Raw genomic sequence first — 25,055 nt, 5'->3', positions numbered from 1 at the left:
AGAAGGTCCTTCTGAGACGCTAATCGCTTACTTCACTTCAAGCACGTTCAGACGCAACTCTTCAAACTGATTGTCATCGTCTTCCGGCTGCCAGCCTGCAGGCTGCATGGGGATATCTTCCCGGTCAAACGCCAGATCGCCGCCATTCACCACGTCTGAATCGTGGTTGATGCCTTTGAAGTCGAACAGCTCAACGTCCGCGAGATGTGAAGGGACGACGTTCTGCATCGCGCTGAACATGGTTTCGATACGTCCCGGATAACGCTTATCCCAGTCGCGCAGCATGTCACCAATCACCTGACGCTGCAGGTTCGGCTGAGAGCCGCAGAGGTTACATGGAATGATCGGGAACCCTTTAGCCTGAGAGAAACGCTCAATATCTTTTTCGCGGCAGTAGGCAAGAGGGCGGATCACAATGTGTTTGCCGTCATCGCTCATCAGCTTAGGCGGCATGCCTTTCATCTTGCCGCCGTAGAACATATTAAGGAACAGCGTTTGCAGGATATCGTCGCGATGGTGGCCCAGCGCAATTTTGGTCGCGCCCAGCTCCGTCGCGGTACGATACAAAATGCCGCGGCGCAGACGGGAGCAAAGAGAGCAGGTGGTTTTCCCTTCCGGGATTTTCTCTTTCACAATACCGTAGGTATTTTCTTCGACAATTTTGTATTCAACGCCCAGGTTTTCGAGGTATTCCGGCAGAATGTGCTCCGGAAAGCCCGGCTGTTTCTGGTCAAGGTTGACCGCCACCAGGGAAAAATTCACCGGCGCGCTTTGCTGAAGATTACGCAGGATCTCCAGCATGGTGTAGCTGTCTTTACCCCCTGACAGGCAAACCATGATGCGGTCGCCTTCTTCAATCATGTTGAAGTCTGCAATGGCTTCGCCCACATTACGGCGCAGTCGCTTTTGCAGTTTATTCAGGTTGTATTGTTCTTTCTTTGTATTTGATTGATTTTCTTGCATTTATTACTACCTTCGGAGCCAATAGGGGCATAATAGGGGCAAAAATTTTTCAGCGTGCCAGTTTATCGTTAAGCATCAGCACCTGTTCGCCATTCATTTCTTCAATCCACGCACCGTAGACTTCATAAACCATTTGCGCGTTTTCATGCCCCATCTGGCTGGCTATGAAAGACGGGTTAGCGCCGGCAGATTACAGCCAGCAGGCAAAAGTATGCCGCGTATGGTACGGATTCCGGCGACGAATACCAGCACGTTTTACAGCGGCGTTGAATCTGGAACTGATACTCGATAAAGCGTACTCGGCTTTCCTCCCACTTTCGTGCACAGGCAGGCAGGAATACAAAGGGTTGCACGTATTGGTTTTGTAAATATATTCTTATGGGGTTATCTGTATGGTGAATCTCCCCATGCATTTTCTGTAACTTTTATCCCATTGGAAGGGGTTAACGTGTTCAAGCTTAATTTATCTCTCCTGGCGGTTTTGCTCCTGTCAGGCTGTAGCTCCGATCTGGTTCTCAATCCACCTAAGCAACCAGAATACAAGTCGATGCCTGAAATAACGCAGTCTGTGACGCCATCACAACAGCGCGCAATCATGGCTGGCGAGCGGCCTGACTGGTCAGAAAGAACGCCGCCCAATACAATAAAACGGTATTAATAAACACTTATCCTTCAGGGCTGCCGTTCGGCGGCCTTTTGTTTTCCTTCAATCTGGTGTGCAAGGAAATTTCTGACGCCTGACGTGGTATTTCTTTCTTTATCAACCATGCTTAAGACGATGACAATTCAAACACTTCAGCATTATTGAAGCGGCAACTTTACTCTAATCGAGAACTCTAAATGCGCCACGCATCTATCCCCTTAGCTGCAGCCACGACAATTTTTATGCTGGGCGTTTTTATCATCAATTTACAGGTTTGGTATTCGGCACGTGCTGACAGTCTTGCAGGGGCACACTTTGTTGTAAGAAACCTGAACGTCATGCTTAAAGAAGCCCAGCATGCTACCCAGTTAGCGATGCAGCTTGCTGATAATGAGTGTGATACTGAAGGACAATATCGGCTGGGTACCGAAGCGGCATTACAGCCACACCTGAGAACCATCGTTATTCTCAAAAGATATGCGGTCTGGTGCTCTTCGTTGCCGGGTAATCGCGTATTGTTGGTCAACAGCTCTGCGCTACCGGAATCATCATTGTTGCTTGTCCCTTCGGGAAGTACGGTAAACGGGCTGCCGGTTCTCTTATACCAGACAAACTATGCCGGAAGCCGAATCATAGTAAGTATTAGCGACAGCCATATCCGGGATGCTCTGGACGTACCATTAAATGGCGTTAAGTACTCACTCAGAGTAGGCGATCGTATTTTAAGCCTGTCAGGCGATGTGGTAACGGGAGTCGATTCAAGCAAAAAGGTATTAACGGTTAAAGCCCCTGATTATCCTTTCGCAATTCAATTTAACTCTCCACCCCTTTTTAGCCTGACGAGATTATTTAACCGTGCCGGAGGCCTGTTGTTATTCCTGCTTATCATTTCTTCGCTTCCTGCGTATATTCTTCAGAGATATCTTTCCAGGGATATTTCGCCGGAAGAGTCGCTGCGCACCGCCATTTACAGAAATGACATTATTCCCTATTACCAACCCGTAGTGAGCGGTAAAGAGGGATCGTTGCGCGGGGTAGAAGTTCTGGCCAGATGGAAGCATCCACAGTCAGGGTTTATCTCCCCCGCGTCGTTCATTCCTCTCGCTGAGAAATCCGGCTTAATCATTCCATTAACCCAGAGCTTAATGCGTCAGGTTGCGGCGCATATGAATTCTATCTCTACGTTGCTGCCAGAAGGGTTCCACGTCGGCATTAACTTCAGCGCGTCCCATATCGATGCCTCCACCTTTGTTGAAGAGTGTCTCCGCTACAAGCGCAGTTTTATTCGACAGGATCTTAACCTTGTTATTGAGGTGACCGAGCGTGAACCCCTTCATATCGATGAACATCTCGTAAAGACGCTGAATGAGCTACATGAGATTGGCTTTGCCATTGCTCTGGATGATTTTGGAACGGGATATTCTGGTCTGTCCTACCTGCAGGCTTTGCACATTGATTACATCAAAATCGACCAAAGCTTTGTTGCCAGGGTTAATGCCAGTGAGGATTCAACCGTTATACTTGATTCGGTACTGGAACTGGCAAAAAAATTGTCAATCAGTATTGTGGCTGAAGGGGTTGAAACACAAGAGCAGCTTGATTATCTCACCAGCAACCACATCAAGTTTTTACAGGGTTTTTACTTCTACAAACCCACACCGTTTAAAGAACTGGTAAAAGTCCTTTTGTCGAAGCCAAAGATTAAAGTGAGGGTGGAGTAACGTTTATTCACTTTTCAACGTTTCAGCCTGATACATGCGTAAGATAGCGTATAATGCGTCTTCGAAAACCACTTAACAGCTTTGTGGCCTGAACGATGACTCTCAATCGCTTTTGTTATGTACTCCTGATTTTCGCCGCCGTCAGTAGCCTTCTGACCCAGAATCCGTTGATCGTCTGGTTTCTACTGGTCAACGTGCTGACGATGAGTATGTATGGCGTCGATAAAATGGCTGCGCGCAAAGGCCTGCGCAGGGTCCCGGAAGCCACGCTGCTGGTCTTCGGCGCGACGGGCGGCTGGCCTGGCGCCATTGTGGGCCAGCAACTCTTTCGCCATAAAACCCAAAAGCAGCCCTTCAAAACCTACTTTTTCATCAGCGTCGTCGTCAGCATCGCTGTGATGGCGGCAGTTTACGCTTTCTTGCCTGTTTCTCCTTTGTGAAGGCATCGCACATCGCTAATTAATCCGCCATCACTGCCAATAGTAGTAGGACTATTCTTAAGGGGTTGCTGTTTTTTGCACAATCTGAATAATACGTGCAACAACACGGACGACAACATCCCATGAAAATAGAATCTATTACACTGGCAGTGCTGGTGGTCTTTTCTGCGCCTTCCTGGTCCGCTTTTCAGGAGCGGGAATATAATACCTGGTATATAAAAAACGCCGTTCTTTATGATATGACGCAGACCTCCAAAGGGTTTCCTGTCATGGTAAGCGTCTCTCAGCCAGGAAAAAAATCCGCTAATTTGCTGGTGTCATATATTACGGAAGGCCGTTGTGGTGAGAATTACCTGCCGCTTAACGTGAACGGTAAAGTGCTGCCTGCCAAATATCACTGTGTACAGGTGGGGCAGAACAGAATTGAACATTTTTCGGTAATTGATGCGGACAGCGTGAATGACATGGTGACGCATTTGAAATCAGATTTTACTCTTCTTCTGCAAAACGATATCAAGATTTGGGCCGCAAATATTAAAACGCCAAAATACGGACTGTCGCCGCGATTCTAAATGTGGGATGTTTTTTTTGACAAGAATTTAAATGGCGTGATAATTATGTGGAAATTAATGGTTTCAGAGCATGACTAATCAAGTTGAGGAGTAAGTGGCCTCGTTTTTTTACGTATTTAAATAAACTGTATGCTAAACGGTACAATTCAGCCTAAGTAAACCTTTCTGTAATTATGGATAAAGCTCACTACCAGACTTACGCTTGCTAGCGACTTTTCGTTGTTCAGCACAACTTTATTGGTAAGGAGCAGAAAATGTCACAACGTAATAGCCTTGATTTACTAAGCCGTAAAGAAGGAATGTGTTTGCTAGAGCAAAGCATGGGGTTTGTCTGGCAGGCAGCACTTCGGGCGGTCGCGGTAATAGGCGTTGCAGATCTTCTGGTAGAAGGAAAAAAATCCGTTAAGCAGTTGGCGAAGGAGCTCAATGTCGATAGCGACTATCTTCATCGAATCATGCGCTTATTATCCTCGCGTGGTGTGTTCAACGAATTATCCGAAACGGAATACGGTCTTAGCCACTCAGCGCAATTCCTGCGTTCCGATCATGAATTTTCCTTACGTGCGGCGGTGATCATGCTGACAGACCAAACGTTCTGGCAGCCAGCGGCTAAATTGGATGAGTTATTGCAGGGCAAACCTGTTTTTAATGAGTTGTTCGGCAAGCCTTTTTACGACTACTGGCAGCATGACGAGAGTGTAGCTGATAGCAACATTTTTCATGCCGGTATGGCCTCTATGTCATCCGTGGAGAATGAAGTCATTGCAGAAACTTATTCGTTCCCTCAAAACGCTGTCGTTGCCGATATCGCTGGTGGGCTGGGTAATTTATTGCTGGCAGTTTTACGTCGAAACCCGACCATAACAGGGATCCTGTTTGATCAAAAAGACGTACTGGCGCGGAATCGGCTGCACCTTTTGAATGATAACCGTCGATGGAAGACTGTAGAGGGCAGCTTTTTTGAATCTTGTCCCGCAGCGGACATTTATCTACTTAAATATATTTTGATGGACTGGCCTGATGAGAAAGCAATCCAGATACTTCAATGTTGCAGAAATGCAATGAAAGAAAACGCCCGTTTATTAATTTTTGAACCGCTTATCAAGAAAGACAATAATGAGCAGGGAAGATTTGAAATTGACCTTCTTCTTTTAACAAGCTTTGATGGCGGGCGTGCTAGAACAGAGCTTGAGTATCAGATCTTGTTTGAACAGACCAAACTTAAGTTAAACAAAATAATAGACACCCGTTCGTATCTGTCGATTTTAGAGGTCGTACCTGTCTAAATGTGTCCGTCATTTCGTTTTAGCGTTTTCCTGCTACGCTTGTTTGTTGTACCAGGAGCATGAATATGAAAAACAAAGACGAACAAACAGGATTAGTGGGGCTGGCGATTGGGGCGGCCGTTATTGGGCTGGTTTCAGCGCAGAAACCGATCCATCGCAACAGTATTGTCGATGAACTGGTCAGGCTCGGTAGGCAAAAAGGCGATGGTGTAGAAGATGAGGTTTTCGTTAAAGCCGCCGAGCTGGTCAGAAAAGGGGTATAGCCAATGGTTAAAAGTCGTAATGCGAAGCTCTCTTTTCCAGAAAAAGGGGCGAGTCAGGCCTGATTACCGCCTGGCCACTCTTCAAACAGCCTGGCTATAGTGGAGAGTGGTTAACTGAAACAGGAGAAATTATGCTCTGTGTTGAAAAAGACGACCCGCGTGAGGCACCTGAATCAGGGGACAAAAAGCCTCAACCCGTGAAAAAATAACGTTACGTATACGTTTATCCGCCACCGGCACTGCTGGTGGCTTTTATTTCACAGTAACAAGGTTAACTGCCATCCAGATGGTTTAACAGAGTGCCGAGATGCCCGACAATATCAGCAAAATCAAAAATTAACGCCATCCAGATTAGCGCTAAAAGAGTAAGTACGGCAACGGATACACGACCAAACAACACTGTTATCCTTAGTGATGAAAAGGCTATCACCGCAGTTTAAACAGCTTTTTCTCAACTGACCCTCAACCACACGACTCCGGTACCTCTTTTTTGTGACAAGCTTCAAAAAAGTAAGTGAGCCCGCATCATAATGCGGGCTCTGACCATCAGAACTGGTAAACCAGACCTAACGCTACGACATCATCTGTGCTGATGCCGTTATCTTTGTAGAAGTTGTCATCTTCATCCAGCAGGTTGATTTTATAATCAACGTAGGTGGACATGTTTTTGTTGAAGTAGTAGGTAACGCCTACGTCAGCGTATTTAACCAGATCCTGATCGCCCTGACCGTTGCCCAGCTCTTTACCTTTTGACTGCAGGTAGGAAAGGGACGGACGCAGGCCAAAGTCGAACTGGTACTGCGCGGTCACTTCGAAGTTCTGGGTTTTGTTCGCTACGGCGTCGGTGTTATCGCCATACGGCGTCATATTGCGGGTTTCAGAATACATTGCCGCCAGATAGATGTTATTGGCGTCGTATTTCAGGCCCGCGGTCCATGCATCCGCTTTGTCACCGCCCGCGGTGGTGTTCATCACCTGCTCGTTGGTACGGTCAGAAGAGGTGTACGCGGCACCCGCAGTAATCCCCATGCCAAAGTCATAGGTGGTAGAAATACCGAAGCCGTCGCCGTTCTCGTGACGGGTGTCGCGACCGTTGTTGGTACCTTCCTGGTTGTTGCTGGCGTCTTCATTTTTGCCCTGATACTGCAGCGCAAAGTTCAGGCCCTGAACCAGACCATAGAAGTCGGTGTTACGGTAAGTAGCTACGCCGTTGGCACGACCGGTCATGAAGTTGTCGGCTTTGGTGTAGGAGTCGCCACCGAACTCAGGCAGCATATCGGTCCAGCCTTCCACGTCGTACAGAACGCCGTAGTTACGACCGTAATCGAAGGAGCCGTAGTCACCTACTTTTACGCCGGCGAAGGCCAGACGCGTCCAGGACTGATTGTCAGACCCTTCCGTGTTATTAGCCTGAATGTTGTATTCCCACTGCGCGTAGCCGGTCATCGTGTTGTTGATCTGGGTTTCACCCTTGAAACCCAGACGCATGTAGGTCTGATCGCCGTCAGCACCTTTGTCATCGGAGAAGTAGTGCAGACCATCTACTTTTCCGTACAGATCTAATTTGTTACCGTCTTTATTATAAATTTCTGCCGCATGCGCAGCACCAGCCATTAACAGAGCCGGAATCATCAGAGCCAGTACTTTTCTTTGCATTATGATATTCCTTTGCAGTTGTTTTTATTTAATTACCTGTTGAACTTTCCGAATGAGAAAGTTGTCTCATGCTAAATCACTCCCGTGTAAGAGTAATAAAATATAATTGTTACGAACTAAGTAAAATCTAAACTGAATAAATCAGTAGAAATGGTCATTAGTTTGATGAATGATTTAAAATTAAGTATATTAAATTAAAATTATTAATCAGGGTTTAATTACGTTAATCTCAGCGGCGTTATATGCCTTTAAGATTATTTATCCATAATCGCTATGAATGTTATTTGGGAAACTAAAGAGATATTCATTGATTATCTGGATTAGCCCGGTGTGAAGACTCCGGGCTTTTTTTATGGCAAAAAAAATGCCCGGGCAAGCCGGGCAGGGAAGTTAGTCGCTGGTCGATTTTTCGGCTTTACCCGCCATCTGCGCCAGGAAATCATAGCGTTTTTGCAGATCGGCCGCCGCGTCTTTCCACAGCTGCTCAGCCACTTCCGGCTGCTGCGCGTTAAGGCGACGGAAGCGCTGCTCCTGCATTAACGTCTCGGCCAGGGCATCAGACGGCGGACGCGAATCCAGCGCCAGCGGTAATTTACCCTCATCCGCACGGCGCGGATCGAACCGGTACAGCGGCCAGAAGCCGGTCGCCGTCAGCTGACGCATCTGATCGTGGCTGAGCGCCAGGTCGTAGCCATGCTCTTCGCAAGGGCTGTAGGCAATGATCAGCGACGGTCCAGGATAGGCTTCCGCTTCCTGAATTGCTTTCACCGTCTGGTTAAGCTGTGCCCCCAGCGAGATTTGCGCGACATATACGTGACCGTACATCATCATGCTGACACCGAGATCCTTGCGCGCCTTGCGTTTACCGTGTTCACCGAATTTGGTCACGGCGCCTAACGGCGTGGCTTTCGACGCCTGACCGCCGGTGTTCGAATAACATTGCGTATCCAGAACCAGGATGTTGACGTTTTCGGTCAGGCTCAACACGTGATCCAGACCGCCGAAGCCGATGTCGTAGGCCCAACCGTCGCCGCCAATCAGCCAGATCGATTTTTCGACCAGGGCGTCCGCGTCGGTCAGCAGCTGTTCAGCACCCGCCACGCCCTGAAGCGCCTTACGCAGCTCAGCAACCTGCTCACGACGTACTTCTGGCGTTGCGTCCGCGTGAAGGGCGTCATTGAGCTCGGCTGGGATCTGACCGGCAAACTGTTCCAGCAGGCGCATCACGCGCGCCCGGTGCTGGTCGACGGTCAGGCGGAAGCCGAGACCAAACTCGGCGTTATCCTCGAACAGCGAGTTTGCCCACGCCGGACCGCGGCCGTTGGCGTCGGTGGTATAGGGGGTAGAAGGCAGATTGCCGCCATAAATCGAGGAGCAGCCGGTTGCGTTGGCAATCAACATCCGGTCACCGTACAGCTGGGTAAGCAGCTTGATATACGGCGTTTCACCGCACCCGGAGCAGGCACCGGAGTACTCAAACAGCGGCGTGATCAGCTGTGAAGTTCGAATATCAATACGTTCCAGTTTACTGCGATCGATTTCCGGCAGATTCAGGAAGAAGTCATAGTTGACCTTCTCCTCTTCCACGTGCTCCAGACGCGACATCATATTGATGGCTTTGATCTCTGGATTCTGCCGATCTTTCGCCGGACAGACTTCGACGCACAGGTTACAGCCGGTGCAGTCCTCAGGCGCGACCTGCAGAACGTATTTCTGTCCGCGCATGTCACGGGACTTCACATCCAGCGAATGCAGGCTGGCCGGCGCGGCTTCCATCTCTTCTGGTGAAACCACTTTGGCACGTATGGCAGAGTGCGGGCAGGCCGCCACGCAGTGGTTGCACTGAGTACACAGATCTTCTTTCCAGATGGGGATCGCTTCGGCGATGTTGCGTTTTTCCCAGCGGGTGGTGCCCATCGGCCATGTCCCATCCGGCGGTAGCGCAGAGACGGGCAGGGCGTCACCCAGACCGGCCAGCATCGCCGCCGTCACGGTCTTCACGAAGTCAGGCGCCTCGTCGGAGACCACCGGAGGACGGTTCGGGCTTGCGCCATTGACCGGCTGCAGCGGCACCTCGAACAGCGACTCGCGCGCCAGCGCCAGCGCCTGCCAGTTGCGCTCGACCAGCTCCTGCCCCTTGCTACTGTAGCTTTTGGCAATCGCACCCTGCAGCTCCACCAGCGCGCTGTCGCCCGGCAGGATGTTGGTCAGGTGGAAGAAGGCCATTTGCATAACGGTGTTGATACGCGCCGCCAGGCCGCATTCACGGGCAATTTTCGCGGCGTTAACCACATAGAAACGGGCTTTTTTCTGGTTCAGCACCGCCTGAACTTCCTGCGGCAGGCGCGCCCAGACTTCATCAGCGCTGTACGGCGTATTGAGGAGGAAAATACCGCCGGGTTTCAGGCGCTCAGCCATCTGGTATTTATCGATAAACTGCAGCTGATGGCAGCCAACAAAATCAGCCTGAGAAATAAGATAGGCAGAGCGGATAGGCTGTTCGCTGACGCGCAGATGGGAAACGGTCAGGCCGCCTGCTTTTTTGGAGTCATAGACGAAGTAACCCTGGGCGTACCAAGGCGTTGAGTTGCCGATGATTTTGATGTTGTTCTTGGTCGCGGAGACGCTACCGTCGCTGCCCAGACCATAGAACAGCGCCTCAAGTTTAGCCGTCGACGGCAGGGTGTTTTCCGGCAAGGCCAGGGAGAGGTTGGTTACATCATCATAAATGCCGACGGTAAAGCGCGGCTTGGGCTTCGCCTCGCTTAGCTCGTTAAATACCGCCAGCACGCAGTCAGGGCCAAACTCCTTGGAGGACAAACCGTAGCGCCCCCCGATGGTGCGCGGCAGCGTTTCACGTTCACCGTTGTTAAAGGCTTCTGCCAGGGCGGTCATCACATCCAGATACAGCGGTTCCGCCTGCGCGCCCGGCTCTTTGGTACGGTCGAGCACCGCCACCGCGCGCGCGCTTTCAGGTAAAGCGGAAAGCAGATGTTTAGCCGAGAACGGACGATAGAGACGCACTTTAAGCACGCCGACCTTTTCTCCGCGCGTCAGCAACTCGTCAACCACCTCTTCGCAGGTGCCGATGGCTGAACCCATCAGCACAATCACCCGTTCTGCCTGCGGATGGCCGTAATATTCAAACGGCTTATATTCCCGGCCGGTCGCGGAGGCAAAGTCGTTCATCGCCTGTTCAACATGGTCGTAAACCGCGTTGTACCACGGGTTCGTGGCTTCGCGGGACTGGAAATAGGTATCCGGGTTCGCCGACGTTCCGCGAATAACCGGGTGTTCCGGGTTAAGGGCCCGGGCGCGATGGGCGTCGATCTCCGCCTGCGGCAGCAGGTTCAGGATAGTATCGTCAGCCAGCGGGACGATTTTATTGATTTCGTGAGAGGTGCGGAAACCATCAAAGAAGTGAATAAAAGGAACCCGGCTTTTGAGCGTGGCGATATGCGAAATTAAGGCAAAGTCCTGGGCTTCCTGAACGTTGCTGGCGCACAGCATTGCGCAGCCGGTCTGGCGCACGGCCATCACGTCAGAGTGATCGCCAAAAATCGAGAGCGCGTGGGTCGCTACGGTACGCGCGGCGACGTGCAGAACGAAGGGGGTCAACTGGCCCGCGAGTTTGTACAACGTAGGGATCATTAACAACAATCCCTGAGAAGAGGTAAACGACGTGGACAGCGCGCCTGTCTGAAGCGCACCGTGTACCGTGGCAATTGCACCGGCCTCGGACTGCATTTCAACCACTCGCGGGACATCGCCCCAGACGTTTTTTAACCCGTTACCCGCCCAGGCATCCGCCTGCTCAGCCATGGTGGAGCTCGGCGTAATCGGGTAGATGGCGATAACTTCACTGGTGCGAAACGCGACTGAGGCAACCGCACCATTACCGTCAATAGTTTGCATAGGACAACACCCTTACATTGCGCAAAAAATAGGGGTCTGTATTACGGCAACAAACCCTGAATATTATCTGTGTATTCTAGCAAACGGGTGATTTTTCGATTTTCGCTTTTGTGTCCTCGGTATTCTCGCCATCAATGAGTAGATCAAACTTTTGGCGAAAAAATTGCGAGAAATTGTTTCAGGAGCGCATAAATACGCACTTCCGCTCTCGACGACGCGGGATGTGATGCCTATTATGCATAGGTTTCGCATTATTCATGGGGGAGAGAGCATGCGCTCAGCATTTTTGGTAGGGTGTGCCGCATTATTGTTGTCGGCATGCAGCAATGAACCTGTCCAGCAGGCAACGGCAGCCCACGTGGCGCCGGGAATGAAGGCGGCGATGTCCAGTTCCGGTCAGGCTAACTGCGCGATGATTGGCGGTTCGCTGTCGGTTGCCCGCCAGCTTGATGGTTCTGCTATCGGGATGTGCGCCTTGCCAAACGGCAAACGCTGCAGTGAACAGTCGCTTGCCGTTGGAAGCTGCGGTAACTACTGATTAGTCTGCGCGCTTAAACATCAGCGTTTTATCAGCTGTCGCCAGCGTTAACTGGTCTTCTGTCAGGTCGACCTGCGCCCCGTTGCGCAGCATGTCGCCGATGGCCTGATCCAGCTCATTCAGCTGCGGTTCAGTACAGAGTTTGCGCGTCATGGCCAGCGTTTTCACCTTAAGCTCGCCTTCGGACAATTTCCCCTGTCCGTTAAAGCGGTTACACATCGCACCAGACACGCTGATGTTATTAACCAGGCTGATATCTGGCAGCGCGCTAAAGCTGATTTCAGGCTGCGCTGTCGCGGTCTTCACGGCCTTACCGTTCACATTTTCCAGCACAAAGCGGTGGTTTTTCAGTTGCTCCGGCTGTACGGAGGCTTTGCCCGGATTAACGCAGCCGGTAAGGACAAGACTAATAACGCTTATCGCAATGAGCTTTTTCATTTTTCATCTCAAACTATAAATACTGTGAATCTTTTTCCAGTGTAACGATACTCCGCGGTGCGTTAATGGGGTTTATCTGAAAGTGCGGGGGGAAGTGCCGGGCAACGCAGCGGATGCCCGGGTGACGTTAATGAGATTTAAACCCTGCCGCCGTCATCAGCATACGGAAGAGCATGCTGACAGCCGCCAGCGCCAGTACGCTGCCGCCCCAGATAATGGCCAGCCAGAGTAATCTTTTCCAGACCGGTTGTTGCATCAGTGATATCCCTCCCCATGCTGAACTTTGCCGCGAAATACGTAGTAGCTCCAGAAGGTGTAGACCAGAATAACGGGAATGATCAACAGCGCGCCCACCAGCATAAAGCCCTGGCTTTGTGTCGGCGCGGCGGCCTGCCACAGGGTGATCGACGGCGGAATAATGTGCGGCCAGATGCTGATCCCAAGCCCACTAAAGCCGAGGAATATCAGCCCCAGCGTCAGGATAAACGGTCGGCTATGGCTGTCGGGATTGTTCAGGCAGCGCCACTGATACAGGCTAAAAATCACCACCAGGGCCGGGACAGGCAGCAGATAAAACAGGTTCGGCAGCGTAAACCAGCGCGCAGCGATGGCCGGGTGCGCCAGCGGCGTCCAGAGGCTGAGCGCCGCCATAAACGCCAGCAGCACGAGTAACAACGTTTTCGAGACCTCACGCATCCGCTGCTGCAGCGCGTTTTCGCTTTTCATCACCAGCCACGTAGAGCCTAACAGCGCATAGGCCACCACCAGGCCCGCGCCGCAAAACAGGTTAAATGCGGTAAACCAGTCAAAGGGCCCGCCGGTATAGGCCCGGCCGGTGACGGTAAAGCCGTTAATGACGGCACCCACCGTCACGCCCTGGGTAAACGTCGCCAGAATGGAACCGCCAATAAACGCCTTATCCCAGAAGGGGCGGTGCGCCGGGGTGGCTTTAAAGCGAAACTCAAACGCCACGCCGCGGAAAATAAGTCCGATCAGCATTAACGTCAGCGGAATGGTCAGGGCATCAACGATCACCGCATAGGCTAGCGGGAATGCGCCGAAGAGGGCGGCTCCGCCAAGCACCAGCCAGGTTTCATTTCCGTCCCAGACCGGCGCAACGCTGTTGACCATCACGTCGCGATCGTCGGCGTTTTGCGTTGCCGGGAACAGAATCCCTATCCCCAGATCAAAACCGTCCATCACGATATACATCAGCGTGGCGAAGACGATGATCACAAACCAGATAATGGAAAGATCGATACCCATTATGGCAGCTCCTTATGTTCAGCGGTGACGGCAGAAAGCGGGCGCGCCGGACGTCCGTCGGACTCGGTGGCGAAAGATTCATGCGGCTGCGGGCCTTTTCGGATGAGGCGCACCATGTAGCTGTAACCCACGCCGAATACCGAGGTGTAAACGACGAAGAAGGCCAGCAGGCTCACGCTCATATGCAGATCGCCATGGGCAGAAACCGCATCCTTCGTTCGCTGGAGCCCGTAGACCACCCACGGCTGGCGGCCCACTTCGGTAGTGATCCATCCGGCCAGAATCGCAATCAACCCGGAGGGCCCCATCAGCAGCGCAAACCACAGGAAAGGGCGGGAAGAATAAACGCGCTTTTTATAGCGCAGCCAGAGTGCCGCCACGCCAAGCAGCAGCATCAGCATGCCCAGGCCCGCCATAATGCGGAAAGACCAGAAGACGATGGTGGAATTCGGACGGTCTTCCTTCGGAAACTCTTTGAGTGCCGGAACCTGCTTATCCAGGCTGTGCGTCAGGATGAGGCTCCCCAGCGCTGGGATCTCCAGCCCAAAGCGGGTGCGCTCCTGTTCCATATCCGGCCAGCCAAACAGCAGCAGCGGGGTAGGCTCGCCCGGCGGATTTTCCCAGTGCCCTTCGATGGCGGCAATTTTCGCGGGTTGGTGCTTTAAGGTGTTCAGCCCGTGCATATCGCCCACCATGGCCTGGATGGGCGCGACGATCAGCGTCATCCAAAGCGCCATTGAAAACATTGCGCGGATGGCGGGGGTATTATTGCCGCGCAGCAGGTGCCATGCCGCAGATGCGCCCACAAACAGGGCGCTGCTCAGGAACGCGGCTATCGACATATGCAGCAGGCGGTAAGGGAAGGAGGGGTTAAACACCACGGCGAACCAGTCCACCGGTACCACCTGACCGTTGACGATCTCATAGCCCTGCGGGGTCTGCATCCAGCTGTTCGATGAGAGGATCCAGAAGGTAGAGATAATGGTGCCCAGCGCCACCATGCAGGTGGAAAAGAAGTGCAGTCCCGGCCCGACTTTATTCCAGCCGAACAGCATCACGCCGAGGAACCCGGCTTCGAGGAAGAAGGCGGTAAGCACTTCATAGGTCAGCAGCGGGCCGGTAATGCTGCCGGCAAACTGCGAAAAACCACTCCAGTTGGTGCCAAACTGGTAGGCCATCACCAGCCCGGAGACCACGCCCATGCCAAAGTTGACGGCAAAAATCTTCGACCAGAAATGGTACAGCGAGCGCCAGACCGGATTTTTTGTTTTCAGCCACAGGCCTTCGAGCACGGCAAGATAGCTGGCGAGACCAATGGTGATGGCCGGGAAAATAATGTGAAAGGATACGGTAAACGCAAACTGTATCCGCGCAAGGTGAAAAGCATCTAAACCAAACATGCACAGCCTCAATGTCAAACGGTGTGCTGTTATGGTATAGGGGCTAAAATCAGACTATCAGACGCAGAAAAACGATTTTTAACCATAACAGTTGGAGTAAAAACCCTGCTTTAGGCATCTGATATACTTCGCGGTTAGGGAATAAAAACACTCTTTTTATGAATTTTCCGCACAATACTGCTTGCCTTGTCGTCAGCGCCGTGCGTTAATGGTCTTCTGGTTTTGAGTCCAAATAAATATCTGACGTAGTTTTATAAAGCAGTTCTCATCACGTTGTGCCTCTCCGCAGCCTCTCTTGGGTCTTTATCTACTTTCCGATTAGTTTTGTTTAAAACCATTATTGCCCAATCGGCCCATTAGTAATTTACGTTTTACGTTTCAGGAGAATCCTATGACTTCTTATATCCATTTTCGCTGCCCGTGCTGTCATGGCTCGCAGTACCGTACCTCAGTCTTTGATGTGTCTGAGAAAAACCCGCTCGGTGCGAAATGCATCTTTTGCAAATCGTCGATGATCACGCTCGACCACCTGGCCGCTGCGCGTCAGGCGCAAAGCCACATCACCGAGTACCGTAAGTAATTCATTTTCAAAACTATAACAGTTAGCTAAATCTTCTCTTTTTCTCCTGCTGATATACACTGTCAGTCATAAGGAGAATCTGATGAAAAAATACCAGCGTCTGGCGCAACAAATTATCTCGCAGATTGAGCTTGGCGTATGGCTGCCGGGCGATAAGCTGCCTTCCCTGCGAGAGCAGGTGGCGAGCAGCGGCATGAGTTTTATGACCGTTGGCCACGCGTATCAGATGCTGGAAAGTCAGGGGCGCATCGTCGCCAGACCGCAGTCGGGCTATTACGTTGCCTCGCGCCCGACCGCACAACAGCCTGCGCCACCCGCTCAGGTGATGCGTGACGAAGCGGTGGATATCAACACCTACATCTTCGAGGTCTTACAGGCCAGCCGCGACCCCTCCGTTGTCCCTTTTGCTTCCGCGTTTCCCGACCCCCGGCTTTTCCCGCTTCAGCAGCTCAACCGCTCGCTGGCAAACGTCAGCAAAACCGCGACGGCGATGAGCGTGATTGAAAACCTGCCGCCGGGTAACGTCGATCTCCGCCACGCCATTGCCCGCCGCTACGCGCAGCAGGGAATGAACATCTCCCCCGAAGAGATCGTGATCACCGCCGGCGCGCTCGAAGCGCTCAATCTCAGCCTGCAGGCGGTAACCGAGCCCGGCGACTGGGTGATTGTCGAAAACCCCTGTTTTTACGGCGCGCTGCAGGCGCTGGAACGCCTGAAGCTCAAAGCCTTGTCGATTGCAACGGACGTCCGCGAGGGGATCGATCTCAACGCCCTGGAGCAGGCGCTGAATGACTACCCGGTTAAAGCCTGCTGGATCATGACCAACAGCCAAAACCCGCTTGGCTTCACGCTGAGCGCGGAGAAAAAAGCGCAGCTTGTCGCGCTGTTAACGCAGCACAACGTCCCGCTGATTGAAGATGATGTCTACAGCGAGCTCTATTTTGGGCGTGAAAAGCCGCTCCCGGCGAAAGCCTGGGATCGTCAGGACATGACGCTCCACTGCTCGTCCTTTTCAAAATGTCTGGTGGCCGGTTTTCGCATCGGGTGGGTCGCGGCGGGAAAACACGCGCGGCGCATTCAGCAGCTGCAGCTGATGAGCACGCTCTCAACCAGCTCTCCCATGCAGCTGGCGCTGGTGGATTACCTGGCGACCAAGCGCTATGACGCCCATCTTCGCCGCCTGCGACGAACCCTGGCCGAGCGAAAACAGCAGGCCTGGCAGTCACTCCTGCGCCATATGCCTGCCGGCGTCAAAATTCACCATAACGACAGCGGCTACTTTTTATGGCTGGAACTTCCGGCGCCGCTGGATGCGGGACTTCTGAGCGAAAAGGCCCTAATGCACCACATCAGCATTGCCCCCGGAAAGATGTTTTCCACCTCTGACGCGTGGACGCCGTTCTTTCGTTTTAATACCTCGTGGGCCTGGGGAGAGCGGGAAGAGCAGGCGGTGGTTCAGTTAGGCAAATTAATTAGCAGCATGCTGGAATAATTTTCCTCACCCGCAATTAAATAATCATTTCTTATCCTGATGACGGCACGGCGAATATTTCGCGGTGCCGTATCATAGGAAATCTGCATACCGTCTCTCGCGGCTAACTCCTTGTCTATAATCCAGTTAACGGGGAATGCGCCCTCGGTCACACCTTGATGAAATTTCCTTAAGCCGCACGGTGCGGCGCATTTGCGCGGTCTACGTTTAATAAGGGAGATATTTTTACGGCACGGCTGCCGCTAAATTTCATTGCGACAGGAGTAATTCTTATGAGCAAAAAATTTGCCCGCAGCAGCCTGTGCGCGCTCGGCATGACTATCATGACATCGCAAGCCGCAGAACCGCCGAAGGCCATTGGCGACGGGGAAGGACGGCTGGATATTATTGCCTGGCCGGGATACATCGAACGGGGGCAGACGGATAAAAACTATGACTGGGTCACCCAGTTTGAAAAAGAGACCGGTTGCGCGGTCAACGTCAAAACGGCGGCCACGTCGGATGAAATGGTCAGCCTGATGGCGAAAGGGGGATACGACCTGGTCACCGCGTCGGGTGATGCGTCGCTCCGCCTGATCATGGGTAAACGCGTTCAGCCGATTAACCCCGATCTCATCCCCAACTGGAAAACCCTCGATGCACGGATGGTGAAAGGAGAATGGTTTAACGTCGGCGGTAAAGTCTACGGCACGCCGTACCAGTGGGGGCCAAACCTGCTGATGTACAACACCAAAACCTTCCCGACGCCGCCGGACAGCTGGAGCGTGGTCTTTACCAAACAGGATCTGCCGGACGGTAAAACCAATCAGGGACGCGTTCAGGCCTATGACGGCCCGATTTACATCGCCGATGCGGCGCTCTTTGTCAAAGCCACTCAACCTCAGCTGGGGATCAAAGACCCGTATCAGCTCACTGAAGAACAGTATGCGGCCGTGCTCAAGGTGCTTCGCGATCAGCATGCCCTGATCCACCGCTACTGGCACGACACCACCGTTCAGATGAGCGACTTCAAAAATGAAGGCGTTGTGGCTTCCAGCGCCTGGCCGTATCAGGCAAATGCCCTGAAGGCCGAAAACCAGCCCGTAGCCACCGTCTTCCCGAAAGAGGGAGTAACCGGCTGGGCGGACACCACCATGCTGCACGCTCAGGCAAAACACCCGATGTGCGCCTACAAGTGGATGAACTGGTCGCTCACGCCAAAAGTGCAGGGCGATCTGGCCGCCTGGTTTGGCTCGCTGCCCGTCGTCCCGGAAGGGTGTAAGGCCAGCACGCTGCTGGGGGATAAAGGTTGCGAAACAAACGGCTATAACGAGTTCGACAAAATCATGTTCTGGAAAACCCCTATCGCAGAAGGCGGCAAATTTGTGCCTTACAGCCGCTGGACGCAGGATTACATCGCCATCATGGGTGGCCGTTAATCGCCGGGAGCAGAACATGACGTACGCGGTAGAGTTTAATAATGTTTCCCGCCTGTACGGCGACGTGCGGGCGGTGGACGGGGTCACCATTGCGATCCGTGACGGAGAGTTTTTCTCCATGCTGGGGCCTTCGGGCTCCGGCAAAACCACCTGCCTGCGCCTGATCGCCGGTTTTGAACAGCTGTCAGGCGGCACGATTTCTATCTTCGGCAAAGAGGCGAGCGAACTGCCGCCCTGGGAGCGGGACGTAAACACCGTGTTCCAGGACTACGCGCTATTTCCTCATATGTCGATCCTCGATAACGTCGCCTACGGGCTGATGGTAAAAGGCATCGATAAGAAAAAGCGCCATGCGCAGGCCCGTGACGCCCTGGAAAAAGTGGGCCTGAGTTTTGCCGTCGCCCGCAAACCGTCGCAACTTTCCGGCGGCCAGCGCCAGCGCGTCGCCATCGCCCGGGCGCTGGTCAATGAGCCGCGCGTCTTGCTGCTGGACGAGCCCTTAGGGGCGCTCGATCTCAAACTGCGTGAGCAGATGCAGTTCGAGCTGAAGAAACTTCAGCAGGAACTCGGCATCACCTTTATTTTCGTCACCCACGACCAGGGGGAAGCCCTTTCCATGTCCGACCGGGTGGCGGTATTCAATAACGGACGCATCGAGCAGGTGGATACCCCGCGCGATCTCTACATGCGGCCGCGCACGCCGTTTGTCGCCGGTTTTGTCGGCACGTCCAACGTTTTTGACGCGGCCCTTGCGCAGAAACTGTGCGGCATGGAAGGCGCTTATTCGCTGCGCCCGGAACATATTCGCCTTAACGAGAGCGGTGACGTTCAGGTTCAGGGATGCGTGCAGGCCGTTCAGTACCAGGGCGCCGCCACGCGTCTGGAGCTGAAACTTGCTGACGGCGCAAAACTGCTGGTGAGCCAGGCCAACCTCAGTGACGCCTCGCCGCTGAGCGGCGTTACGCCGGGGCAGGTCGTTATGGCGTCATGGTCGCGCGAGGCGATGATCCGCCTTCACGAGGAGAGGTGAAATGGATATGAGCGTTGCGCATCCTCCCGCCTCTCGCAGCGGCCTGAGCCGCCTGACGGCACTACTCTGGCGTAGGCCGTCGCTCGGGCTGTTCCTGCTTCTGCTTGCACCGCTGATGTGGTTCGGCATCGTCTATTTAGGATCGCTGCTGACCCTGCTGTGGCAGGGGTTTTACACCTTTGACGATTTCACCATGGCGGTCACGCCGGACCTGACCCTGGCGAACATTCAGGCGCTCTTTAACCCGGCAAACTACGACATCATCCTGCGCACGTTAACCATGGCGATTGCGGTGACCATCGCCAGCGCCATCCTGGCGTTCCCGATGGCCTGGTACATGGCGCGATACACCCGCGGCAAGTGGAAAGCGTTCTTCTATATCGCCGTGATGCTGCCGATGTGGGCGAGCTACATCGTCAAAGCCTATGCCTGGACGCTGCTGCTGGCGAAGGACGGCGTGGCGCAATGGTTTCTCAGCCACATGGGGCTGGAGCCGATCCTGACCTCGCTCCTTACGCTCCCGGCGATTGGCGGCAACACCTTGTCCACCTCCGGGCTGGGGCGGTTTCTGGTCTTCGTCTACATCTGGCTGCCGTTTATGATTCTGCCCGTCCAGGCGGCGCTGGAACGCCTGCCGGCTTCTTTACTGCAGGCCTCAGCCGACCTCGGCGCACGACCCCGACAGACCTTTCGCTACGTCGTTCTGCCGCTGGCGATCCCGGGTGTTGCGGCGGGCTCGATATTCACCTTTTCCCTGACGCTGGGGGATTTCATAGTTCCCCAGCTGGTGGGGCCGCCGGGCTACTTCATCGGCAATATGGTCTATTCCCAACAGGGGGCTATCGGCAATATGCCGATGGCCGCCGCGTTCACACTGGTTCCCATCGTGCTGATTTCTCTCTATCTGGCGTTCGTGAAGCGTCTGGGAGCATTCGATGCACTCTGAACGCGCACCGCTGTTCCTGAAAGTGGCAGCATGGGGAGGGGTTATCTTCCTGCACTTCCCGCTGCTGATTATCGCAACCTATGCCTTTAACACCGAAGACGCCGCCTTCAGCTTTCCGCCGCAGGGGCTGACGCTGAAGTGGTTTAGCGTGGCGGCGGGGCGTGGCGATATTATCGAATCCGTGACGTTGTCACTTCAAATTGCCGCGCTTTCCACCGCGATAGCCCTTGTGCTTGGCACGCTTGCTGCAGCGGCGCTGTGGCGAAGCGAGTTTTTTGGCAAGAATGCGGTCTCACTGCTGCTGCTGTTGCCGATTGCGTTACCGGGGATCATCACCGGCCTGGCGCTGCTGACCGCATTCAAAACCATCAACCTTGAGCCGGGCTTTTTCACCATCGTGGTGGGACACGCCACCTTTTGCGTGGTGGTGGTGTTTAACAACGTGATTGCCCGGTTCAGACGCACCTCCTGGAGCCTGGTGGAAGCGTCGATGGATCTCGGGGCCGACGGGTGGCAAACCTTCCGCTACGTCGTGCTGCCCAATCTGGGTTCAGCGCTGCTGGCCGGGGGAATGCTGGCGTTTGCCCTGTCGTTTGACGAAATAATCGTCACAACGTTTACGGCGGGACACGAGCGCACGTTACCGCTGTGGCTGCTTAACCAGCTCGGGCGTCCGCGCGACGTACCGGTCACTAACGTCGTTGCACTGCTGGTGATGCTGGTGACAACCATCCCCATTCTGGGAGCCTGGTGGCTAACCCGCGACGGCGAGAACATTGCCGGCAGCGGGAAATAACATTGATTTCAACAGGACAATGCTATGCAAACACATCTGCTGATTAAGGGTGAACTGGTTGCCGGAGAAGGCGAGAAACAGCCGGTTTATAATCCGGCCACCGGAGAGGTACTGCTGGAAATTGCCGAAGCCTCGCTGGCCCAGGTCAACGCGGCGGTTGAGGCCGCTGACCAGGCTTTTACCGACTGGGGGCAGACCACGCCCAAAGCGCGCGCTGAGTGCCTGCTGAAGCTGGCTGACGCCATCGAGGCGCAGGGTGAAGAGTTTGCCCGGCTTGAGTCTCTCAACTGCGGCAAGCCGCTGCACTGCGCCCTCGGGGACGAAATTCCGGCGGTGGTCGATGTTTTCCGCTTCTTTGCCGGGGCAGCCCGCTGCCTGAACGGGCTGGCCGCCGGAGAGTATCTTGATGGCCACACGTCAATGATCCGCCGTGATCCGGTGGGCGTGGTTGCTTCTATCGCGCCGTGGAACTACCCGCTGATGATGGCCGCGTGGAAGCTCGCACCCGCGCTGGCCGCCGGAAACTGCGTGGTGATCAAACCCTCCGAAATTACGCCGCTGACGGCGCTGAAGCTGGCGGAGCTGGCAAAGGATATCTTCCCGGCGGGCGTGCTTAACGTGCTGTTCGGTCGCGGTAAGACGGTAGGCGATCCGCTGACCGGGCATGAAAAGGTCCGCATGGTCTCGCTGACCGGTTCGATTGCGACCGGGGAACATATCATCGGCCATACGGCGTCCTCCATTAAACGCACCCACATGGAGCTGGGCGGAAAAGCGCCGGTTATCGTGTTTGATGATGCCGACCTGGATGCGGTTGTCGAAGGCGTGAGGACGTTTGGTTTCTACAATGCCGGGCAGGACTGTACGGCGGCCTGCCGTGTTTATGCCCAGAAGGGAATTTATGCCCAACTGGTGGAAAAACTGGGCGCAGCGGTAGCCAGCCTCAAAATGGGCGCCCCGGAGGATGGGAATACCGAACTGGGACCGCTCAGCTCGGCGGCCCATCTTTCACGCGTCTGTCAGGCTGTCGACCAGGCGAAAGCACTCGGCCATGTTCGGGTCGTCACGGGCGGGAGCAAAAAAGAGGGGGCGGGCTACTACTTCCAGCCAACCCTGCTGGCGGGAGCAAAGCAGGATGATGCCATCGTTCAGCGCGAGGTGTTTGGCCCGGTGGTGAGCGTCACCGAGTTTGACGACGAGGCGCAGGTGCTGGCCTGGGCGAACGATTCACAGTACGGGCTGGCGTCGTCGGTCTGGACGAAAGACGTGGGCCGCGCCCATCGTCTGAGCGCGCGCCTGCAGTACGGCTGCACCTGGGTGAATACTCATTTTATGCTGGTGAGCGAAATGCCGCACGGCGGCATGAAATTATCCGGCTACGGAAAGGATATGTCGGTATACGGGCTCGAGGATTATACGGTTGTCCGGCATGTGATGATAAAACACTAATAATCATGCCCGGCGGCCAGTATCGCCGGGCGTTTTCTTACCAGCCACAAACCTCGTGCTCATTTTCCGTGTCGTAAGCGCGAACGGTATTCACCAGATCCTTCACCACGTCTGCGGCGACGTCCGGAATGAGCAACTCCATTGGGGCGTCTGTTTCATAGTCCACCGAGACGCCGTTGCTGTTGTTGGTCACGGTCACGGTGTACGTTGCTTTACCCACGCTGTTACTCCTTATGTGTATTAACCACTTTTCCGATACCTGCGCCCTGAAGCGTAACCTCAGGGTCGGCAAAAAAGTCGATATTGAAATACGTATCGTCGGTCAACAACTCAATGCGGTGCCATTTTTGCGGCGGTGAGATGCCAAACGATCCGGCTTCTATCACCAGCTCCAGATCAGATTCTGTCGCGTCTGCATCCGGGAAGCCAAAATAGCGCACGGCGCCCTGCATCACGGACAAACGGCCGTAGACGCTGGCTTTCGTATTATGATGGGTGAAAAGGGCTTTTGGTGCCGTGTCTTTGTTCCAGAATGGCGTGGAGCGGGTATGAACAAAATTCTCAGGAATACGTAGCATAATGGTTTCCTCGTAAGTGCAAGCCACTTAAAGCGACCTCAGTACCTCGGGTTCGACGAAAAAGTCGATGTTGAACAGCGTGTCATCGGACATCACTTCGATGTGGTGCCATTTCTCAGGCGGAAAAACGCCGAAGTGGCCAGCCTTTATAATCAATGTGCTGTCAGGCTCGGGAGTCAATTCATCGGCATAGCCTAAGTAACGTACGGCACCCTGCATCACGGTCAGGCGAGGATAGACGCCCGGACGGGTACCCGTGTCGAGATGACGCTGAAAGATCCCGGCAGGCGCGGTGTTTTTATTCCAGAAAGGGGTGGAGCGGGTATGAATACAACTCGGCGGAATGCGCAGCATATTGCCTCCCATGAATGTCTGCCTTTATTAGACGCCTTTTCAGAATTCAAAATTTATCAAAAAGTGCATTTAATATACATGTTATCAATAAAGGTTATTGTTCACTCTCCCGGCTTGTTACGCAGAATACTCAGTTGTTATTAGCCTTAATATTTAAGTGGTTATCGTGTAACGAAAAAACTTGATCTGTATCAACATATGACGCATATTGCGTGCGGTTATTTTTTCGGCTCTGGTATCAAGAATGACGTTGTATCAAAAGATGTTGGTTTTTTACGCAATCATGGCTTCCATCTGCGCATTAATTACCTGGTTCCTCTCCAAAGACCGCAAACGTATCCGCCTGCTCAGCGCTTTTCTGGTGGGATCAACCTGGCCAATGAGCTTTCCCGTTGCGCTGCTGATCTCGCTTTTCTGAAGCATGCTTCCCGTTATAAAAGATGAACGTAGCATTCCGGATGTGATGACTGTATAAATACACAGTGAGTCATAAAAGGAGTGCTTATGAACAGTTTTTACTCGCAGCAGGCCGGCTGCACCGTGCGCTGGCATGATTTGCCTGGCACAGGCGATCCCGTGGTGTTCATTCACGGGCTGGGCTGCGCCGCTTCCTATGAATATCCCCGTGTCGTTTGTGACCCTTTTTTTGGCGCGCGCAGAGCCATTCTCATCGATCTGCCCGGCAGTGGTTACAGCGACAAACCTCTGCACTACTCCTACCGAACAACTGACCAGGCCCGTGTCGTCGTGGAGCTGATTAACCATCTCAAGCTTGATGCCTTATGGCTTTATGGTCACAGCATGGGCGGCAGTATTGCTATCGAAACGGCGGGGCTGCTGGGCACCCGCGTTAAGGGACTGATGGTGTCAGAACCTAATTTTCACGCGGGCGGGGGCATGTTCAGCCGGTCTATTGCGGCACAAACCGAGCAACAGTTTCTGGATCAGGGCTATGACGCCATGCTGCGGGCAGAAACCACGGCGTGGGCGGGGTGCCTGCAGAGCAATGCCCCTTATGCAGTCTGGCGCGGTGCATCGAGCCTGGTGGAAGGCGTTGAGCCAGACTGGGAGGCGCAATTCCTGTCACTCCCGTGCCCGGTGACGTTGATTTTCGGCGAGCTGTCGCTCCCTGATGACGACGTGGATAATCTGAAGCAGAAGGGCGTTGCGGTGAAAATTATCCCTGCGGCGGGGCACTCAATGTCGTGGGAAAACCCCTCAGCGCTGGCGCAGACGCTAGCGGACTGTATGGCCCGCACTGCTGCGGGCCAAAAAATCAGAATGTAGGCCGGGTAAGCGCAGCGCCACCCG

General features: G+C 53.7%; 26 protein-coding genes and 1 pseudogene. 16 read left to right on the top strand and 11 right to left on the bottom strand.

The window, feature by feature from the left end; translation table 11 throughout:
• Positions 1-27 precede the first annotated feature (27 nt).
• Both ttcA and AC3WOK_RS06160 read right to left on the bottom strand, forming a co-directional pair.
• The gene (ttcA, locus tag AC3WOK_RS06165) at positions 28-963 is read right to left on the bottom strand and encodes a tRNA 2-thiocytidine(32) synthetase TtcA (protein ID WP_063956569.1); all 936 of its coding nucleotides are present in this window, start codon (positions 961-963) and stop codon (positions 28-30) included.
• Positions 964-1,012: 49 nt separating this feature from the next.
• A pseudogene (locus AC3WOK_RS06160) lies at positions 1,013-1,261 on the bottom strand (tyrosine-type recombinase/integrase); the annotation flags it as partial.
• A 542-nt stretch (positions 1,262-1,803) separates the two neighbouring features.
• Here AC3WOK_RS06160 and AC3WOK_RS06155 point away from each other — a divergent pair.
• From AC3WOK_RS06155 to AC3WOK_RS06130, 6 genes are all read left to right on the top strand, one after another.
• Positions 1,804-3,327, top strand: a complete 1,524-nt coding sequence (locus AC3WOK_RS06155; RefSeq protein ID WP_492354175.1) for a cyclic diguanylate phosphodiesterase — start codon at positions 1,804-1,806, stop codon at positions 3,325-3,327.
• A gap of 95 nt (positions 3,328-3,422) precedes the next feature.
• A complete protein-coding gene (locus AC3WOK_RS06150) occupies positions 3,423-3,767 on the top strand; it encodes a DUF1294 domain-containing protein (RefSeq protein ID WP_063956565.1) in 345 nt (114 codons plus the stop codon).
• A gap of 122 nt (positions 3,768-3,889) precedes the next feature.
• Positions 3,890-4,339, top strand: coding sequence for a hypothetical protein (locus tag AC3WOK_RS06145; protein WP_492354174.1), 450 nt, complete (start codon positions 3,890-3,892; stop codon positions 4,337-4,339).
• A 254-nt stretch (positions 4,340-4,593) separates the two neighbouring features.
• A complete protein-coding gene (locus tag AC3WOK_RS06140) occupies positions 4,594-5,625 on the top strand; it encodes a methyltransferase (protein ID WP_059309920.1) in 1,032 nt (343 codons plus the stop codon).
• Between the two features lie 65 nt (positions 5,626-5,690).
• On the top strand, positions 5,691-5,888 hold the full coding sequence (locus AC3WOK_RS06135; RefSeq protein ID WP_023312007.1) for a hypothetical protein: 198 nt from the start codon (positions 5,691-5,693) through the stop codon (positions 5,886-5,888).
• A 131-nt stretch (positions 5,889-6,019) separates the two neighbouring features.
• The gene (locus AC3WOK_RS06130) at positions 6,020-6,097 is read left to right on the top strand and encodes a hypothetical protein (protein ID WP_223239581.1); all 78 of its coding nucleotides are present in this window, start codon (positions 6,020-6,022) and stop codon (positions 6,095-6,097) included.
• A 337-nt stretch (positions 6,098-6,434) separates the two neighbouring features.
• Here the strand turns inward: AC3WOK_RS06130 and ompC are convergent, their stop codons facing one another.
• Positions 6,435-7,544: a porin OmpC gene (ompC, locus tag AC3WOK_RS06125; RefSeq protein WP_059309921.1), complete on the bottom strand. Its 1,110-nt coding sequence runs from the start codon at positions 7,542-7,544 to the stop codon at positions 6,435-6,437.
• A 390-nt stretch (positions 7,545-7,934) separates the two neighbouring features.
• Positions 7,935-11,459: a pyruvate:ferredoxin (flavodoxin) oxidoreductase gene (nifJ, locus tag AC3WOK_RS06120; protein ID WP_492354173.1), complete on the bottom strand. Its 3,525-nt coding sequence runs from the start codon at positions 11,457-11,459 to the stop codon at positions 7,935-7,937.
• A 271-nt stretch (positions 11,460-11,730) separates the two neighbouring features.
• Between nifJ and AC3WOK_RS06115 the strand changes: the two genes are divergently transcribed.
• On the top strand, positions 11,731-11,997 hold the full coding sequence (locus tag AC3WOK_RS06115) for a putative hemolysin (RefSeq protein ID WP_047349054.1): 267 nt from the start codon (positions 11,731-11,733) through the stop codon (positions 11,995-11,997).
• Here AC3WOK_RS06115 and hslJ read toward each other — a convergent pair whose 3' ends face one another.
• The 4 genes from hslJ to AC3WOK_RS06095 form a co-directional block, all read right to left on the bottom strand.
• Complete coding sequence (gene hslJ / locus AC3WOK_RS06110) at positions 11,998-12,435, bottom strand: heat shock protein HslJ (protein ID WP_059309923.1); 438 nt, start codon at positions 12,433-12,435, stop codon at positions 11,998-12,000.
• Positions 12,436-12,562: 127 nt separating this feature from the next.
• A complete protein-coding gene (locus AC3WOK_RS06105) occupies positions 12,563-12,691 on the bottom strand; it encodes a DUF2474 domain-containing protein (RefSeq protein ID WP_008501283.1) in 129 nt (42 codons plus the stop codon).
• Complete coding sequence (cydB, locus tag AC3WOK_RS06100; RefSeq protein WP_447855759.1) at positions 12,691-13,701, bottom strand: cytochrome d ubiquinol oxidase subunit II; 1,011 nt, start codon at positions 13,699-13,701, stop codon at positions 12,691-12,693. The genes AC3WOK_RS06105 and cydB overlap by 1 nt, the downstream gene beginning before the upstream one ends.
• Positions 13,701-15,101 carry a cytochrome ubiquinol oxidase subunit I gene (locus tag AC3WOK_RS06095; protein WP_059309925.1) on the bottom strand — a complete coding sequence of 467 codons (1,401 nt, stop codon included), beginning with the start codon at positions 15,099-15,101 and terminating at the stop codon, positions 13,701-13,703. Before AC3WOK_RS06095 ends, cydB begins: the two co-directional genes overlap by 1 nt.
• Before the next feature lie 391 nt (positions 15,102-15,492).
• Between AC3WOK_RS06095 and ymcF the strand changes: the two genes are divergently transcribed.
• From ymcF to patD, 7 genes are all read left to right on the top strand, one after another.
• A complete protein-coding gene (gene ymcF / locus AC3WOK_RS06090; protein WP_047348336.1) occupies positions 15,493-15,681 on the top strand; it encodes a cold shock small protein YmcF in 189 nt (62 codons plus the stop codon).
• Between the two features lie 82 nt (positions 15,682-15,763).
• On the top strand, positions 15,764-17,173 hold the full coding sequence (locus tag AC3WOK_RS06085) for an aminotransferase-like domain-containing protein (protein ID WP_063428355.1): 1,410 nt from the start codon (positions 15,764-15,766) through the stop codon (positions 17,171-17,173).
• A gap of 272 nt (positions 17,174-17,445) precedes the next feature.
• Positions 17,446-18,591, top strand: a complete 1,146-nt coding sequence (gene ydcS / locus AC3WOK_RS06080; RefSeq protein ID WP_492354172.1) for a putative ABC transporter substrate-binding protein YdcS — start codon at positions 17,446-17,448, stop codon at positions 18,589-18,591.
• Between the two features lie 16 nt (positions 18,592-18,607).
• On the top strand, positions 18,608-19,621 hold the full coding sequence (locus AC3WOK_RS06075; RefSeq protein WP_063428401.1) for an ABC transporter ATP-binding protein: 1,014 nt from the start codon (positions 18,608-18,610) through the stop codon (positions 19,619-19,621).
• Positions 19,622-19,628: 7 nt separating this feature from the next.
• A complete protein-coding gene (locus AC3WOK_RS06070; protein ID WP_492354243.1) occupies positions 19,629-20,567 on the top strand; it encodes an ABC transporter permease in 939 nt (312 codons plus the stop codon).
• Entirely contained in the window at positions 20,557-21,363 is an 807-nt protein-coding gene (locus AC3WOK_RS06065) for an ABC transporter permease (protein ID WP_492354171.1), read from the top strand. The genes AC3WOK_RS06070 and AC3WOK_RS06065 overlap by 11 nt, the downstream gene beginning before the upstream one ends.
• 24 nt (positions 21,364-21,387) lie before the next feature.
• Positions 21,388-22,812 (top strand): aminobutyraldehyde dehydrogenase, encoded by a 1,425-nt coding sequence (gene patD, locus AC3WOK_RS06060; RefSeq protein WP_063428349.1) that lies wholly within the window; start codon positions 21,388-21,390, stop codon positions 22,810-22,812.
• A gap of 37 nt (positions 22,813-22,849) precedes the next feature.
• Here the strand turns inward: patD and AC3WOK_RS06055 are convergent, their stop codons facing one another.
• The 3 genes from AC3WOK_RS06055 to AC3WOK_RS06045 are packed head-to-tail and all read right to left on the bottom strand — an operon-like array spanning position 22,850 to position 23,744.
• Positions 22,850-23,032 (bottom strand): DUF1869 domain-containing protein, encoded by a 183-nt coding sequence (locus tag AC3WOK_RS06055; protein WP_047348342.1) that lies wholly within the window; start codon positions 23,030-23,032, stop codon positions 22,850-22,852.
• Positions 23,033-23,036: 4 nt separating this feature from the next.
• The gene (locus tag AC3WOK_RS06050) at positions 23,037-23,390 is read right to left on the bottom strand and encodes a TehB family protein (protein ID WP_063956553.1); all 354 of its coding nucleotides are present in this window, start codon (positions 23,388-23,390) and stop codon (positions 23,037-23,039) included.
• Positions 23,391-23,417: 27 nt separating this feature from the next.
• Positions 23,418-23,744: a TehB family protein gene (locus tag AC3WOK_RS06045; protein WP_063956740.1), complete on the bottom strand. Its 327-nt coding sequence runs from the start codon at positions 23,742-23,744 to the stop codon at positions 23,418-23,420.
• Between the two features lie 244 nt (positions 23,745-23,988).
• Here AC3WOK_RS06045 and AC3WOK_RS06040 point away from each other — a divergent pair, with 244 nt between their 5' ends.
• On the top strand, positions 23,989-24,162 hold the full coding sequence (locus AC3WOK_RS06040; protein ID WP_003856960.1) for a GhoT/OrtT family toxin: 174 nt from the start codon (positions 23,989-23,991) through the stop codon (positions 24,160-24,162).
• An 86-nt stretch (positions 24,163-24,248) separates the two neighbouring features.
• Positions 24,249-25,031 (top strand): alpha/beta fold hydrolase, encoded by a 783-nt coding sequence (locus tag AC3WOK_RS06035; RefSeq protein ID WP_492354170.1) that lies wholly within the window; start codon positions 24,249-24,251, stop codon positions 25,029-25,031.
• The last annotated feature ends 24 nt before the right edge of the window (positions 25,032-25,055 follow it).

Source organism: Enterobacter sp. FW301-JW81 (genome assembly GCF_058788735.1).
Note: the sequence above shows the minus strand (reverse complement) of the source record. Positions and strands in the feature narration are given on the sequence as shown.

What these genes read in the sequence shown, in the direction of transcription:
- ymcF (WP_047348336.1), top strand. Translation starts at nt 15,493, where the DNA reads ATGACTTCTTATATCCATTTTCGCTGCCCGTGCTGTCATGGCTCGCAG.
- AC3WOK_RS06045 (WP_063956740.1), bottom strand. Translation starts at nt 23,744, where the DNA reads ATGCTGCGCATTCCGCCGAGTTGTATTCATACCCGCTCCACCCCTTTC.
- AC3WOK_RS06065 (WP_492354171.1), top strand. Translation starts at nt 20,557, where the DNA reads ATGCACTCTGAACGCGCACCGCTGTTCCTGAAAGTGGCAGCATGGGGA.
- AC3WOK_RS06095 (WP_059309925.1), bottom strand. Translation starts at nt 15,101, where the DNA reads ATGTTTGGTTTAGATGCTTTTCACCTTGCGCGGATACAGTTTGCGTTT.
- AC3WOK_RS06050 (WP_063956553.1), bottom strand. Translation starts at nt 23,390, where the DNA reads ATGCTACGTATTCCTGAGAATTTTGTTCATACCCGCTCCACGCCATTC.
- AC3WOK_RS06105 (WP_008501283.1), bottom strand. Translation starts at nt 12,691, where the DNA reads ATGCAACAACCGGTCTGGAAAAGATTACTCTGGCTGGCCATTATCTGG.
- AC3WOK_RS06040 (WP_003856960.1), top strand. Translation starts at nt 23,989, where the DNA reads ATGACGTTGTATCAAAAGATGTTGGTTTTTTACGCAATCATGGCTTCC.
- AC3WOK_RS06155 (WP_492354175.1), top strand. Translation starts at nt 1,804, where the DNA reads ATGCGCCACGCATCTATCCCCTTAGCTGCAGCCACGACAATTTTTATG.
- nifJ (WP_492354173.1), bottom strand. Translation starts at nt 11,459, where the DNA reads ATGCAAACTATTGACGGTAATGGTGCGGTTGCCTCAGTCGCGTTTCGC.
- ttcA (WP_063956569.1), bottom strand. Translation starts at nt 963, where the DNA reads ATGCAAGAAAATCAATCAAATACAAAGAAAGAACAATACAACCTGAAT.
- AC3WOK_RS06130 (WP_223239581.1), top strand. Translation starts at nt 6,020, where the DNA reads ATGCTCTGTGTTGAAAAAGACGACCCGCGTGAGGCACCTGAATCAGGG.
- AC3WOK_RS06135 (WP_023312007.1), top strand. Translation starts at nt 5,691, where the DNA reads ATGAAAAACAAAGACGAACAAACAGGATTAGTGGGGCTGGCGATTGGG.
- cydB (WP_447855759.1), bottom strand. Translation starts at nt 13,701, where the DNA reads ATGGGTATCGATCTTTCCATTATCTGGTTTGTGATCATCGTCTTCGCC.
- hslJ (WP_059309923.1), bottom strand. Translation starts at nt 12,435, where the DNA reads ATGAAAAAGCTCATTGCGATAAGCGTTATTAGTCTTGTCCTTACCGGC.
- AC3WOK_RS06035 (WP_492354170.1), top strand. Translation starts at nt 24,249, where the DNA reads ATGAACAGTTTTTACTCGCAGCAGGCCGGCTGCACCGTGCGCTGGCAT.
- AC3WOK_RS06115 (WP_047349054.1), top strand. Translation starts at nt 11,731, where the DNA reads ATGCGCTCAGCATTTTTGGTAGGGTGTGCCGCATTATTGTTGTCGGCA.
- patD (WP_063428349.1), top strand. Translation starts at nt 21,388, where the DNA reads ATGCAAACACATCTGCTGATTAAGGGTGAACTGGTTGCCGGAGAAGGC.
- AC3WOK_RS06140 (WP_059309920.1), top strand. Translation starts at nt 4,594, where the DNA reads ATGTCACAACGTAATAGCCTTGATTTACTAAGCCGTAAAGAAGGAATG.
- AC3WOK_RS06070 (WP_492354243.1), top strand. Translation starts at nt 19,629, where the DNA reads ATGAGCGTTGCGCATCCTCCCGCCTCTCGCAGCGGCCTGAGCCGCCTG.
- AC3WOK_RS06150 (WP_063956565.1), top strand. Translation starts at nt 3,423, where the DNA reads ATGACTCTCAATCGCTTTTGTTATGTACTCCTGATTTTCGCCGCCGTC.
- AC3WOK_RS06085 (WP_063428355.1), top strand. Translation starts at nt 15,764, where the DNA reads ATGAAAAAATACCAGCGTCTGGCGCAACAAATTATCTCGCAGATTGAG.
- AC3WOK_RS06075 (WP_063428401.1), top strand. Translation starts at nt 18,608, where the DNA reads ATGACGTACGCGGTAGAGTTTAATAATGTTTCCCGCCTGTACGGCGAC.
- ompC (WP_059309921.1), bottom strand. Translation starts at nt 7,544, where the DNA reads ATGCAAAGAAAAGTACTGGCTCTGATGATTCCGGCTCTGTTAATGGCT.
- ydcS (WP_492354172.1), top strand. Translation starts at nt 17,446, where the DNA reads ATGAGCAAAAAATTTGCCCGCAGCAGCCTGTGCGCGCTCGGCATGACT.
- AC3WOK_RS06145 (WP_492354174.1), top strand. Translation starts at nt 3,890, where the DNA reads ATGAAAATAGAATCTATTACACTGGCAGTGCTGGTGGTCTTTTCTGCG.